Consider the following 13,076-nt stretch of genomic DNA (forward strand, 5'->3'; position numbering starts at 1 on the left):
CGTCGGCCCCATCTTTCCAGACCGGTTCGCATGCTCCAGACGCGGGGCTTCACAAATTCACGAGCGAGGAGTCCTGGACGGTTTCACGTGAAACAACGTCAGGCCGCCGGCTCGCCAGCCCGTCAGCTCAGGTCGAGGTCGTCGAGATCGAACGCGTGTACGTACGAGACTCCGGCGCGCTCCATCGCCGGGGCCGCCCCCCGCTCGACGATCGTCGCCACCGCGACCACCTCGGCGCCCGCCTCGCGCGCCGCCTCCACGGCGGTGAGCGGCGAGTTGCCCGTGGTGGAGGTGTCCTCGACGATCAGCACCCGGCGGCCCGCCACGTCCGGGCCCTCGATGCGGCGCTGGAGGCCGTGCGCCTTGCCCGTCTTGCGCACCACGAACGCGTCGAGCTTCCTGCCGCGCGCGGCGGCGGCGTGCAGCATCGAGGTCGCGACCGGGTCGGCGCCGAGGGTCAGCCCGCCCACCGCGTCGTACTCCAGGTGGGCCGTCGCGTCCAGCATCACCTGGCCGGTGAGCGGAGCGGACTCGCCGTCCAGCGTGATACGGCGCAGGTCGACGTAGAAGTCGGCCTCCGCGCCGGAGGAGAGGGTCACCCGGCCGTGCACCACGGCCTTGTCCTTGATCTGCCGCAGCAGCTCACTGCGCACGTCATCGCTCATGGGTCCCGAGCTTATGCGCTCCGGTCGCGTGCTCACTCCTATGCCTTCCGCCCCACGGCCGTACGTCCTACGATCCGCCCCTCACCGGCCTCACCCCCACCATGGAGGTCCCCATGAGAAGACGTACGACTCTGACCGTGCTGGGCGCCGTCGCGTTACTCGTCCCGCTCGCTGCGGTCGACGGCGCGACGGCCGCCGACGACGCGGGGCCGTCCCGCGCGCCCCGCCCCGACACGACGCACGAGACCTTCCTCTCCCGGCCCGGCCTCGCCGCCGAGGCCCCCGCGCTCTCCACCATCCGCACCGGCAAGGAGGACCCGCGCCCCCTGCTCACCACGCCGGGCACCACCGCGCAGGGCGGCATCGGGATCTACGACAACAGCGGCCAGTTGATCTACTGGAAGGACGGCAAGTACGCCGACCTCAAGGCGGCCACGTACCGGGGCGAGCCCGTCCTGAGCGTCTTCTCGGCCACCTCGGGCGGCGACGGCAAGTACGTGCTGCTGGACAGCTCGTACCGGCAGGTCGCCGAGTTCGCGATGAAGGGCTACACGACCGATCCGCACGACTTCCAGGTCAGCCCCGACGGCAAGCGGGTGCTGCTGCTCAGCTACCACCCGGTGAAGAAGGACCTCAGCGAGTACGGCGGGCCCAAGGACGCGACCGTCACCGACGCCGTCGTCCAGGAACAGGACATCGAGACCGGCGAGGTCACCTTCGAGTGGAGCGCGCTCGACCACATCCCACTCACCGAGACCCAGGTCCGGCTCGACGAGAAGGAGGTCGACTACGTCCACTTCAACTCGCTCGCCTACGAGAAGGACGGCACGCTCCTCGCCAGCGCGCGGCACAGCAGCACCGTCTACAAGATCGACATGGCGGACGGGAAGATCAAGTGGCGGCTGGGCGGCGAGAACAGCGACTTCGCGCTGCCGGGTCTCGGCGACGCGTTCAGCTTCCAGCACGACGCGCGGCGGCTGAAGGACGGCAGCATCTCCGTCTTCGACAACGGGAACCTCGCGAACCCGCAGCGGTCGCGGGGCGCCGTCTACACCCTCGACGAGGCGAAGAAGACGGCCACGCTCACGCGTGATCTCCAGCCGGATCCGCCGCAGTACGGGTCGTACGTCGGCTCCAACAACGAGATGGCCAACGGCGATCAGCTCGTCAGCTACGGCAACACCGGTGAGATCGCCGAGTTCCAGGGCGAGGCCCCTGTCTGGGCCGGGGCCTTCCCCGAGAACTACCTCACGTATCGGGCCCAACGGGCCGACTGGAAGGGCACGCCTTCTTCTCGGCCCTCCGCGGTGCTTCGGGGTGACCGTTTGGCGATGAGCTGGAACGGCTCGACGGAGGTGCGGCGCTGGCGCGTCGAGGTTTCCGGCGAGCGCGCGAAAGAGGTCAAGCGCACAGGCTTCGAGACCCGCACCCGCATCTCCGGGTCCCCGGAGAAGGTCCGGATCACCGCCTTGGACGCCAAGGGCAACCCCTTGCAGACCCGCACAGCCACGAGCCCCTGAGGACACACCCGCTCACGACACCTCGGGGCTTGCCCCTGCGGGGACGCGGCCCTGTGCGGTTCAAGACTTCGGGGCTTGCCCCTTCTCCCTCAGGGGCGCGGGGAACTGCGCGCCCAGCCCCCACGCGGGCGCGGCCCGCGAAGCACAGCCCGGGGCACCCCGAACCCGGCCCTGTACGCGGGGCACCCGGCGTGGGGGGCTGCGCTTGCCAACCCTGCGCCTTGCGCAGACTTCCCAAGCACAGCGGAGGGAGAAGCGCAGAGCTCCCAAGCACAGTGGGGCGGAGGGAGAGGCAAGCGTGCTCTCTCAAGGCGCCAGGGTTAGAGGCGGCGCCAAGTCCAGGTCGTCGAGAGTTCCAGGGGGTCCAGGGGCGTGACCAGGCGGGGGTGGGAGTTGAGGCCGTTGGGCGGGCCGGACTGGGGCTCGACGCAGACGCCCTCGCGCTGCTCGTCGTAGACGACGACCCATTCCGCACGGCTCGCGACGTGGAGCGACAGCTCTTCCGGCCACGTCAGCGTGACGTCCACCCCGCCCGGCATGCCGAAGCAGTCGTCCCAGGGGCCGGACCGTGGGGCGATGCGCTTGCCCGTGGGGATGTGGTCCTCGCCGCGCTCCTCCTGCCACTCCGCGGAGAAGTCGATCCGGACGTCCTCGCCGCCCGCGCCCAGGTTCCGCAGGAACCACGGGTGCCAGCCCGCCTGCGCGGGGAACGAGTCGTCCGGCGTCTCGACGGCCAGCGTCAGCGTGACCCCGCCGCCGTCCTCGGCCAGCTCGACGAGCTGGGTGACCCGGCCCTCCCAGGGCCAGGGGTCGGTGAGGTCCAGGACGAAGGAGGCCGAGCGTTCGTCGGCCCGCGCCGTCCGCCACGCGGCGTGGCGGACCGTGCCGTGGATGGCGTGCGGGCCGTCGTTGACGGGGAGCTGGAAGAGCTCGCCGCCGTTGCGGAAGCGGCCCTCGGCCGTACGTCCGCACCAGGGCACCATCACGAACGAGCCGTACTTGTCGCCCTGGCGCAGCAGTTCCGTGCCGCCCGCCTTCAACGAGGCGATCCGGCATCCGTGCTCGGGCTCGACGGTCAGCTCGGTGTCTCCGGCGCGCAGAACAGTCATACGGCCGACCCTAACCGCGCGTCAGCGCCGTCGCCTCAGGACCCGGCCGATCACGACCGCCCCGGCGACCACGACGGCCGCCGCGGGCGCCGCCCAGCGGAGCGTGGCGGTGGCGGTGGCGGGTTCGGGCGCGGGGACCGGCGCGTACCGTCCGCGCGGCGGCGCGTGGTCGACCTCCTCGGCGCTGCGCCCGATCATCGTGCGGCGCGCGTGCGCGGCCTCGGCCGTCAGCGGGTCCTCGGGGTCGGGGCCGAGCGACTCCGGACCGGCGCCCGCGGACACGTGGCCGCCCTCGGACTCCAGCGACGACGGCGGGATCTCCGTCTCGAAGACGCTGGTGTGCTCCGACGGCTCCGGATCCGAAGGATCCGATGGCTCCGACGGCTCCGACGGCTCCGGCCCCTGCTGCTCGGGCTCCGGGATGCCGGGGATCGCGCGCTCGTTGTCGCCGGGGGCGCCGATGCCGCCGGTGACGGGCGGCGGGTCGTCGCGCAGGCTCTCGGTGAGCGCGGCGCCGAAACGGTCCAGCAGCCGGACGCCCGCGGACGCCGCCGCCTTGGCCTCGACGTCGCCGATGCGGCCGGTGCCCGTGACGGTGCCGGTGCAGAGGAGGTGGGAGCCCTCCTCGTCCCCGGCGTCGGGCTCGGGGCTCGCGGCCGGTTTCGGCACGACGTTGAGCACCAGCTTCACGGTGCCGCTGCCGCGCGCCTCGCTGCCGGTGCCCTCGACGGAGAAGCCGTCGGCCACTCCGCCTGCGGCCTCGCGCGGGGTCAGCGTCAGGCTGCCCCGGTACGTGATCGTCGATCCGCCGATACGGACCTTGATCCGGCCCGCGACGGACCCGGGGTCCTGGTCCTGGGTGCCCGCGCCCTCGGCGTCCTGCTGGAGGCCCGGGACGCAGCGGGCCACGCGCTCGCGGTCGGCTAGTGCGGCTCGTACAGAGCCGATGGGAAACGGAACGTACACCTCGTGCTCCATGGGGCGGAGCCTATTACTGATGCCTTCGGCGCACATATGACTGGGCCCGGATCCGTCGCGTCGGACTCCCCTCGGACGACCCTCAGCCCTGTCAGCCGGGCTCCGTCGCCAGGTAGCGGGGGTGCATCAGGGTGGAGGCGGGGAGTCCGGTCAGCCGTCCGGACTCCGCGCGGCGGCGGGCCTCGGCGTACCGGCTCGCGGTCAAGGCACGCGCGGGCGGCAGCTGTTGGGCCGCGCCCGCGCGCACCGAGGAGGAGGTGCCGCCGGTGCCCCCGGCGACCGCGCCGCCGAACGTACCGCCGTCCAGGACGCCCGGGGCGGGCTCCGGGGAGGCGAGGACGAAGCCCCAGCCGCGGGGGCCGCGCGCGCCGTGCCCGTGCTGGTTGGAGCGGTCGGGCCCGGAGGTGAAGCGGGTGCGGTGGCCGTCCACGACGTACGGCCTGGTGTGCAGGCCGGCGGAGCGGAGGGTGGCCTCGACCGTCCAGTAGTCGCGCGGGCGGCTGCCGGGCGAGCCCGCGTGGACGGCGAGCCGCCCGTCGTCGGCGAGGGCGCGGGCCACCAGCCCGTAGAACTCCTGGGAGTAGAGCTTGGTGCTGGTGGTGATGCCGGGGTCGGGGAGGCCGGAGACCACGACGTCGTACGGGCCGCCCCCGTGGCTGCGGGACCGGTCCCGGTCCCGCAGCCACGCGAACGCGTCACCCGTCTCCACCCGCACCCGCGGGTCGTCCAGCGCGCCGCGGTTGAGCGCGCGCAGCCCCGGGTCGGTGCGGCCGAGGCGGGTCAGGCCGGGGTCCTGCTCGACGACGGTGACCTCGCGGACGCCGGGGAAGCGCAGCACCTCGCGGGCCGCGAGCCCGTCGCCGCCGCCGAGGACCAGCACCCGCGCGTGCGGCAGTCCGTCGGCCATCGCGGGGCGGACCAGCGCCTCGTGGTAGCGCGCCTCGTCGGCGCCCCGCACCCGCAGCCGCCCGTCGAGGAAGAGCCGCAGCTCCTTGCCGCCGACAGCGGCGGTGCCGTCGAGGCCGCCGGTGAGCACGATCTCCTGGACTCCGGTGCGCACGGCGACCCGTACGTCGTCGCCGTAGACCGCCTCGCGCGCGGCGCGTTCGAACGGGCCGACGAACGCCGTGCCGACGAGCAGCAGCACCGCCACCCCGGCGTTCGCCGCCAGCACCCACCAGCGGCGGCGGGCGCTGAGGTCGCGGTGGAAGAGCCAGAGCACGACGACGCCGCCCGCCAGCGCGTTCACGACGCCGGTGAGCAGGCCGCCCGCCAACTGGCCCAGCAGGGGCAGCAGGAGGAAGGGAAAGGTGAGGCCGCCCACCAGCGCGCCGACGTAGTCGGCGGCGAACAGGTCGGCGACGGCGCCGCCCGGGTCCTGTCTGCGGATGCGCTGGATGAGCGTCATCAGCAGCGGCATCTCCGCGCCGATCAGCACCCCGATCGCGAACGAGATGGCCACGAGGGCGATCCGGGCCTCGCCGAACCAGGCGAACGTCGCGTACAGCGCCATCGCCGAGCCGCCGCCGACGAGCGCGAGCAGCGCCTCGACATAGCCGAAGCCGGAGGCGGCGTGGCCGCGCAGCCGCTTGGCGAGCAGCGAGCCGACGCCCATCGCGAAGACCATGACGGAGAGGACGACGGACGCCTGGGTGACCGAGTCGCCCACCAGATAGGAGGCGAGCGCGACCAGTTCCAGCTCGTAGACCAGACCGCAGGCCGCGCACATGAAGACGGAGGCGAGGACGAGCCAGCGCCCGACGGCGGCCGGGACGGGCAGCCGCGCACGCTCCTCACGCGTCTCACGGCCGTAGCGCTCGTAGGGCGGCCGGTCGATCATGCGTGAACGCTACGTGACATCTATGGAACCCCCGGTCACCCACACGAGTGCTCTCGTAGGACGAAACGCCCCGCACTGCCCCGTTCAGGCCCCGTTCAGGCCAACGCGCGGCCCCGCTGTCCGGAGACCGCGGACGGAGCGGGGGACAAGGAGGACCGTTCCGGCGGGTCGAGCGCGCGGACGCCCACCCGGGTACGCGTCGCCACCAGCCGTCCCTCCTGCGGATACGAGTGCCAGGTGCGCCAGTGCACCTGCCCCTCGTGCCGCTGGACGAGCAGCGCGGTGAAGGCGTGGGGCTCGCCGGGGAACGTCCCCGCGAGCCCGTTGGGATGGTCGGAGACGAGCGCGAGCAGCTCGGAGGCGCGCCCGGCGAACGAGCCGCCGGAGAGAGTCTCGACCCGCGCCGCGAACTCGTACTCCCACTCCCCGAACCGCTTCGAGACGCCCAGCGGGAGCGGGGTGCTGCTGCCCGGCATGCAGGCCACGGTCTCGGAGCAGCTCCCGTACTCCTCGTCGAGCAGGACCTGGTGCGAGGCGCCGAGCAGTCTCAGCTGCACCCGCGCCCCGGCGAGTTCGAGATCGAGGGCGGCGAGCGCCGGAAGCGGCTCGTGGCCCAGCGCCCAGGCGAGGTCGCCCGCGCGGGTGTCGGTGTAGGCGGTCTTGAGTGTGGTGAGCATGGGTCGGCTCCGCAAACACGCAGTGGAGGGTGGGCCGGCCCACCCCTCGGCAAGGGGCCACAGCCCGGGGACGCGAAATCACCGAATCATGGAATGCGCCGCGTCCTCAGCGGTTTTACCCAACTTCTCCGGATTTCCATCCCATCGGTGCGGGACAGGTCATGTGTTCACCCACAAAGCCCACGGAAGGGGGACGGAATCCACACGAAACATACGGAAGTTGAGTCCCGGAGAGTCACAGAAGGCAGTGAACCGGCCCCCGGCGGAGCGCCGGGGGCCGGAGGGATGTCACTGCCGCGCGCCGTGGCGCGGGGGCTCGCGCGCGGGCTCAGCCGCCGCCACCACCGCCACCACCGCAGCCGCCGCCACCGCCGCCGCCCCCGCACGAGGAGCCGCCGCCGCAGGAGTGGCCGCCGTGGTGTCCTCCGCCGTGGCCGCCGCCGTGGTGGCCGCCCCCGCAGGACGAGCCGCCGCCGTCACCGCTTCCCATCTCGCCCGCTCCCGCCCACCAGGACGAGTTGTTCGAACCCCCGCTCATCGAGCCCCCGCCACCGCCGGTCTTCGCGACCGCGATGATCAGCACGACGATGACGGCGATGACGAGCAGAGCTACCAATGTGATCGCCATGTGCGGTTCCCCCTTTGGTCAATTGCTGTTCCGCACACTTGTGTTGACGCCGTAGCGGCGTGAACGGCTCCTGCCCGGGGGAAATCCGTTCCAAAGCGGAGTTGAGGAACTTCAGAGGTTCGGTGACCCGAACGGCTCACCAGCGGCTGGTCTCCCCGAAGAATCCGTCGACGGCCAGGGCCTCCCCCGAGGCGCCCGCCGCGCGGTAGACGTGCACGCCCACGGCCAGGTCGAGCACGCCCAGGCCGAAGGGGGAGAAGATGACCGGCTTCGTCGCGTCGACGCGCACGGCGCCCGTCAGGTGCTGGGCGAGCGTGCCGGTGACGAAGTCGCGGTTCCCGTACTTCTGTTCGGCCAGATGGGGCGAGGTGTTGGCCTTCAGGCAGTGGTCGACGTCGTCGACGAGGTTGTGGGCGCCGTGGACGATCTCGGGGCCGATGTCGCGCAGCGAGATGTTGAGGACGGTCTGGCCCGGCGCGAAGGCGTCCGGGTCGAGGATGTACGGCTCGCCCGCCGTCGTCGCCAGCACCACCAGGTCGGCGCCGCGCACCGCGTCCTCCAGCCCGGCCGTCAGCTCCGCGGGGCAGCCGAGGGTCTCCGCGGCGTGCGCGGCGAGGGCCTCGCCGTAGGCCGGCACCCGGTCGTGGACGTCGACGCGGCCGAAGTGCCAGCCGTCGGCGGCGAAGAACTCCAGGATGTTGCGGGCGATGATCCCGGCGCCGACGACCGCGACGCGCTCCGCCGTACGGCCGCCCGTCAGCTCGCGCGCGGCGAGCACGGCGGACGCCGCCGTACGGGCCGCGCTGATCTGGGACGCCTCCAGGAGGGCGAAGGGGTAGCCGGTCGCGTAGTCGTTGAGGAGCAGGGCCGCGGAGGCGCGGGGGATGCCCTCCTCGATGTTCGCGGGGAAGCTGCCGATCCACTTGATGCCCGCCACGCCGTGGTCGCCGCCGAGGTAGGCGGGGAGCGCGATGATGCGGGCCTCGGGCTTCTCGGGGAAGCGCAGGAAGTAGCTGTCGGGGTTCACGGAGTCCCCCGCCCCGTGGGTCAGATAGGTCCTCCGCACCTCCTCGATGATCTCCGGGCGGGTCCGGTCGATCACTGCGCGGGCGGTGGTGCCGGTGATGACGCTGAACTCGAACACGTCGGTCCTCTCGATCTGCACGGATACGGGGGCGCACGGCCCGGCCCCGCCCCTCGCCCGCCCCGGCCGGGTGCCGGGGGAGGTGAGGGGCGGGGCCGGATGCCGTGCTCAGTGGGTGACGGGGACGCGGTCGCCGCCGGTTGCCTCGACGGACGGGGCCGGGGCGCCGGACGCGCCGGACGCGGCGGGCTCGACGGGCGCCGCCGGACGGCGCTTGCGCGGGAACCAGTTGGCCTCGCCCAGCAGCGCCATCACGGACGGCAGCAGGATCGCCCGGACGACCGTGGCGTCCAGCGCGACCGCGACGGCCAGGCCGACGCCGAGCTGCTTGAAGTCCTGCATGGACAGCGTGCCGAAGACCGCGAAGACCGCGACCATGATCAGACCGGCGCTGGTGACGACGCCCGCGGTGGAGCGGATGCCGTGCGCGATGGCCTGCCGGGTCGGTGCCCCGTTGTCGTACGCCTCACGGATCCGGGAGACGACGAACACGTGGTAGTCCATGGAGAGCCCGAACAGGACGACGAAGACGAACAGCGGCATCCAGGACTCGATCGCGCCCGGTGCCTCGGTGCCGACCAGGCCCTCGCCCCAGCCGCGCTGGAAGACGGCGGTCATGACGCCGTAGGCGGCGCCGACGGAGAGCAGGTTGAGGACGATGGACGTGAGCGCGATGACGGGCGAGCGGAACGAGATGAGCATCAGCAGGAAGGTCACGCCCATGACGAAGGCGAAGACCGGCACGATGCTGTCGCTGAGCTGGTCGTTGTAGTCCTCGGAGAAGGCCAGGTCGCCGCGGACCAGCGACTCGGTGTCCTTCAGCTTGCCGAGGGTGTCGGGCACGGTCTCGCCGCGCAGGGTCTCCAGCGCCTTCTTGGAGGTGCTGTCGGTGCCGTTGCCGATCAGCGGGACGCTGATCTCGGCGATGTCCTCCTTCTCGTGGACCTTGACGTCGATCTGCTTGCCGGTCTTGCCCGAGGCGAGCGCGGCCTTCTTGAAGTCGGCGATGGCGTCCTTGACGGACGGGTCGGTGATGTCACCGGCCTTGACGACGACTCCGGCGGGCGCGGGCGCGCCGGGGAACTCCTTTCCGATCTTCTCGGAGACGGTGACCATCGGGCTGTCCGGCGGGAGCAGCTTGTCGGTGCCGAGCTTCTCGGTCTTCATGCCGAGCGCGGGAGCGGCGAGCGCCAGCAGCAGCGCGGCGCCGACGGCGGCGAAGAGCGCGGGGCGCCGCATGACGCCGCGCAGCAGCACGTTGTCCTTGCGCGGGGTGCCGGAGGCGGCCTCCTGCGCGGCCTTGGCGGCCGCGGCCTCGCGGCGCTTGCTCAGGAACGGGACGCGGCCCTTCTGGACGCGGTCGCCGAGCCAGGCCATCGCGGCGGGCAGCACCGTCATCGAGCCGATGACGGAGATCAGCACGACCTCGATGGTGGCCATCGCGAAGCCCTCGAAGACCGTGAGGCCCGACAGGAACATGCCCGCCATGGCGACGACGACGGTCAGGCCCGAGATCATCACGGAGTGGCCGGAGGTGGTCGCCGCGATGTGCAGCGCGCTCGCCCGGTCGCGGCCCTTGGCCCGCTCCTCGCGCTCCCGCCGCAGGTAGAAGAGGCAGTAGTCGACGCCCACGGCCAGACCCATCAGGAACATCACCGAGTTGGTCATGCCGTCGACGGGGACGAACTGGCTGGAGACGGCGAGCAGTCCCATCGCGGCCACGCACGCGGTGACGGCGAGCGCCACCGGCAGCACGGCGGCGACGAGCGCGCCGAACACGATGAACAGGATGCCGAGCGCCACGGGCACGGCGGTCAGCTCGGCGCGCATCAGGTCCTCGCCGAGGCTGTCGTTGATGCCCTTGAGCCCGGTGGCGGCGCCGTACTGGCCGAGGGTGACCTCGCCCTGGCCCTTGTCGGTCTTCTCGACCGCGTCGATGACCGGCTGGATGCGGTCGGCCGCGGTGTCGGGGTCGCCCTTGACCTCGTACTGGATCAGGGCGGCGTGCTTGTCCTGGGAGTAGAGGTGGGTGGTGGTCGGGTCCTTGAGGTTCTGCGCGAGGCCGGTCTTGTCGATCGCCTTGACGGTGGCGTTGACGGCGGACCTGAAGGCCGGGTCGTCGGCCGTGAGCTTTCCGCTCTCGACGAGGACCAGTTCGCCGGCGGGCGGCGCGAGCCCGGCGTCCTGGAGGATGCGCTCGGCCTTGCCCGAGTCACCCGTGCCGTAGTCGGCGTTGGTCATGGTCTTCTGGCCTGCCGACCCGCCGAGGACGGTGACGAGCACGACCAGGATCAGCCAGCCGAAGATTGCTGTCTTGCGGTGCTGCGCGCTCCAGTCACCGAGCGCGGCTGCGAAGTTCCGTTTGCTTGCCATTACCTCTCCTGCGGTCATCGGCAGCCCCGGCTTCGAAGCGGTCAACCGGGGATCGCTCTCGACGCTAGGCGCGGTTCGGCGGCCTTGGGGGAAAGGCCGCCTGCAGCTTCCTGCAGCGGCAAGACACTGCCACCACGGAACGGACATACCGGGCACCGGATCAAGGTTTTCGCTGCTACGTTTCCTAGGCAGTAACGCGACACCCGTACCGCCGAAGCGCGGAATTCCAGGGCCTGTTCCCCGCATTTCTCATTCCCCCGGAATTCCGCCGTCATGATCCAAGGGAGGGAATTTCGTGGAGATCGCGATACAGGCAGAAGGCCTGGAGAAGCGGTACGGGGAAACCCGGGCGCTGGCCGGAGTGGGCCTGGAGGTCCGGGCAGGAACCGTCCTCGGTCTGCTGGGCCCCAACGGAGCGGGAAAGACCACGACCGTACGCACCCTGGCCACGCTCCTGGAGCCGGACGGGGGCTGGGCCCGCGTCGCGGGCTACGACGTCGTGCGCCAGCAGCGCGAGGTCCGGCGCCGGATCGGCCTCGCGGGGCAGTACGCCGCCGTGGACGAACTGCTCACCGGGCGCGAGAACCTGACGCTGCTGGGCACGCTGCTCAAGCTCGGCCGCCGTGCCGCGCGGGGCCGCGCCGACGAGCTGCTCGCCTCCTTCGAGCTGGAGCACGCCGCCGACCGGCCCGTACGCACGTACTCGGGCGGCATGCGCCGGCGGCTCGACCTCGCGGCCTGTCTGATCGCGGCGCCCGAGGTGCTGTTCCTGGACGAGCCGACGACCGGGCTCGACCCCTCCAGCCGCATGGTGCTGTGGCAGATGGTGCGCCAGCAGGTCGCGCAGGGCGTGACCGTGCTGCTGACCACGCAGTACCTGGAGGAGGCGGACTACCTCGCCGACCGCATCATGGTGTTCGGATCCGGCCAGGTCCTCGCGGAGGGCACCGCCGACGAGCTGAAGCGCAAGGTCGGCCAGGAATGGCTGGAGATAGCCGTACCGACCGACGAGGACGTGCCCCGCGCGCTCGCGGCACTTGCCCCCGTCACCGTCTCCGTCGAGGCGCCCACCGTCGACGAGCAGCGCCGCACCCTCGCGCTGCGCGTCACCGACCGGATGAGCGCCCTGTCCGCCTGCTCGGCCGCGCTGGAGGCCCAGGGCGTCGAGGTCACCGACTTCGCGCTGCGCAGGCCCTCGCTCGACGACGTCTTCTTCCAGCTCACCGGCGAGAAGACCACCGTTTCCACCCCGGAGGAGAAGTGATGAGCGGCTTGATGGCGACCCCCGCGCCCCCCGCGGGCTCGCGGCCGGCCCCCGTGGCGGGCCGTGGCGGCGGCCCGGCTGCCGCGCTGAGCGACATCCTCGCGCTGACGGGACGGCACCTGCGGCATCTGAAGCGCACCCCGGAGAAGATCGTCGCCGTGGCGCTGACCCCCGTCGCCATGGTGGTCATCCTCGGCTATCTCTTCGCCAGCGTGGTGAGCGTCGGGCAGGGCGAGTACCACGACTACGTGATGGCGGGCGTCTTCGCGCAGGTGGGTCTGACCTGCGTGGGCATCACCGCGCTGGGCGTCGCGGGCGACATGGGCAAGGGCCTGATCGACCGCTTCCGTTCGCTCCCGGTGGCGCGGCCCGCCGTGCTCTTCAGCCACACGGCCGCCGACCTGGTGCCCGCGTTGTGCAGCATGGCCGCGGTGGGCGGCGTCGGGCTGCTGGTGGGGTGGCGGATCGAGCGGGGCGTGCTGCCCGCGCTGGGCGGCTTCGCGCTGCTGATCGCCTTCGCCTACGCGATGCTGTGGCTGGGCGCCCTGCTCGGGCTGGTGATGCGGAACGCCGAGGCCATCAACGGGGTCTCCGCGCTGGTCCTCGTCATCGCGTCGTTCCTGTCCAGCTCCTTCATGCCGCTGCAGGGACTGCCCGCGTGGCTGCGCACCGTCACGGAGTGGAGCCCGGTCAGCACGGTCTCCGAGTCGTGCCGGGTGCTGTGGGGGAACGCTCCGGCGGCGCACGGCAGCGGCCTGCCCGTGGAGCACCCCGTGCTGGTCGCCTCCCTCACGGTCGGCGCCATGATCGTGGTCCTGGTCCCGGTCTGCCTGCGGACCTTCCGCACGGCGGCCGTGCGGTGACGTCATGGACTCCGA

The 13,076-nt window shown here is 72.1% G+C and carries 11 protein-coding genes; 3 read left to right on the forward strand and 8 right to left on the reverse strand.

Going from position 1 to position 13,076, the window contains the following annotated elements; all coding sequences use genetic code 11:
- Nucleotides 1-122: 122 nt before the first annotated feature.
- The gene (locus ACGF3A_RS09305) at nucleotides 123-665 is read right to left on the reverse strand and encodes an orotate phosphoribosyltransferase (protein WP_393727537.1); all 543 of its coding nucleotides are present in this window, start codon (nucleotides 663-665) and stop codon (nucleotides 123-125) included.
- A gap of 113 nt (nucleotides 666-778) precedes the next feature.
- Between ACGF3A_RS09305 and ACGF3A_RS09310 the strand changes: the two genes are divergently transcribed.
- Nucleotides 779-2,185, forward strand: coding sequence for an arylsulfotransferase family protein (locus tag ACGF3A_RS09310; RefSeq protein ID WP_393727539.1), 1,407 nt, complete (start codon nucleotides 779-781; stop codon nucleotides 2,183-2,185).
- Nucleotides 2,186-2,505: 320 nt separating this feature from the next.
- Here the strand turns inward: ACGF3A_RS09310 and ACGF3A_RS09315 are convergent, their stop codons facing one another.
- The 7 genes from ACGF3A_RS09315 to ACGF3A_RS09345 all read right to left on the reverse strand — a co-directional run bounded on the left by ACGF3A_RS09315 (nucleotide 2,506) and on the right by ACGF3A_RS09345 (nucleotide 10,934).
- Nucleotides 2,506-3,294, reverse strand: a complete 789-nt coding sequence (locus ACGF3A_RS09315) for an aldose 1-epimerase (protein WP_393727541.1) — start codon at nucleotides 3,292-3,294, stop codon at nucleotides 2,506-2,508.
- Between the two features lie 21 nt (nucleotides 3,295-3,315).
- The gene (locus ACGF3A_RS09320; protein WP_393727542.1) at nucleotides 3,316-4,272 is read right to left on the reverse strand and encodes a hypothetical protein; all 957 of its coding nucleotides are present in this window, start codon (nucleotides 4,270-4,272) and stop codon (nucleotides 3,316-3,318) included.
- Nucleotides 4,273-4,363: 91 nt separating this feature from the next.
- Nucleotides 4,364-6,112 (reverse strand): polyamine aminopropyltransferase, encoded by a 1,749-nt coding sequence (locus ACGF3A_RS09325; RefSeq protein ID WP_393727544.1) that lies wholly within the window; start codon nucleotides 6,110-6,112, stop codon nucleotides 4,364-4,366.
- A gap of 95 nt (nucleotides 6,113-6,207) precedes the next feature.
- The gene (locus ACGF3A_RS09330) at nucleotides 6,208-6,789 is read right to left on the reverse strand and encodes a DUF2617 family protein (RefSeq protein WP_393727546.1); all 582 of its coding nucleotides are present in this window, start codon (nucleotides 6,787-6,789) and stop codon (nucleotides 6,208-6,210) included.
- A gap of 328 nt (nucleotides 6,790-7,117) precedes the next feature.
- A complete protein-coding gene (locus ACGF3A_RS09335) occupies nucleotides 7,118-7,417 on the reverse strand; it encodes a hypothetical protein (RefSeq protein ID WP_393727547.1) in 300 nt (99 codons plus the stop codon).
- A 136-nt stretch (nucleotides 7,418-7,553) separates the two neighbouring features.
- On the reverse strand, nucleotides 7,554-8,561 hold the full coding sequence (sbnB, locus tag ACGF3A_RS09340) for a 2,3-diaminopropionate biosynthesis protein SbnB (protein WP_393729058.1): 1,008 nt from the start codon (nucleotides 8,559-8,561) through the stop codon (nucleotides 7,554-7,556).
- Nucleotides 8,562-8,669: 108 nt separating this feature from the next.
- Nucleotides 8,670-10,934, reverse strand: coding sequence for an MMPL family transporter (locus tag ACGF3A_RS09345; protein ID WP_393727549.1), 2,265 nt, complete (start codon nucleotides 10,932-10,934; stop codon nucleotides 8,670-8,672).
- Between the two features lie 295 nt (nucleotides 10,935-11,229).
- Between ACGF3A_RS09345 and ACGF3A_RS09350 the strand changes: the two genes are divergently transcribed.
- Entirely contained in the window at nucleotides 11,230-12,198 is a 969-nt protein-coding gene (locus ACGF3A_RS09350; RefSeq protein ID WP_393727551.1) for an ATP-binding cassette domain-containing protein, read from the forward strand.
- The gene (locus tag ACGF3A_RS09355; RefSeq protein ID WP_393727553.1) at nucleotides 12,198-13,061 is read left to right on the forward strand and encodes an ABC transporter permease; all 864 of its coding nucleotides are present in this window, start codon (nucleotides 12,198-12,200) and stop codon (nucleotides 13,059-13,061) included. Before ACGF3A_RS09350 ends, ACGF3A_RS09355 begins: the two co-directional genes overlap by 1 nt.
- Nucleotides 13,062-13,076 lie beyond the last annotated feature (15 nt).

The organism is Streptomyces sp. NPDC048172 (assembly GCF_043202595.1).
Taxonomy (GTDB): domain Bacteria; phylum Actinomycetota; class Actinomycetes; order Streptomycetales; family Streptomycetaceae; genus Streptomyces.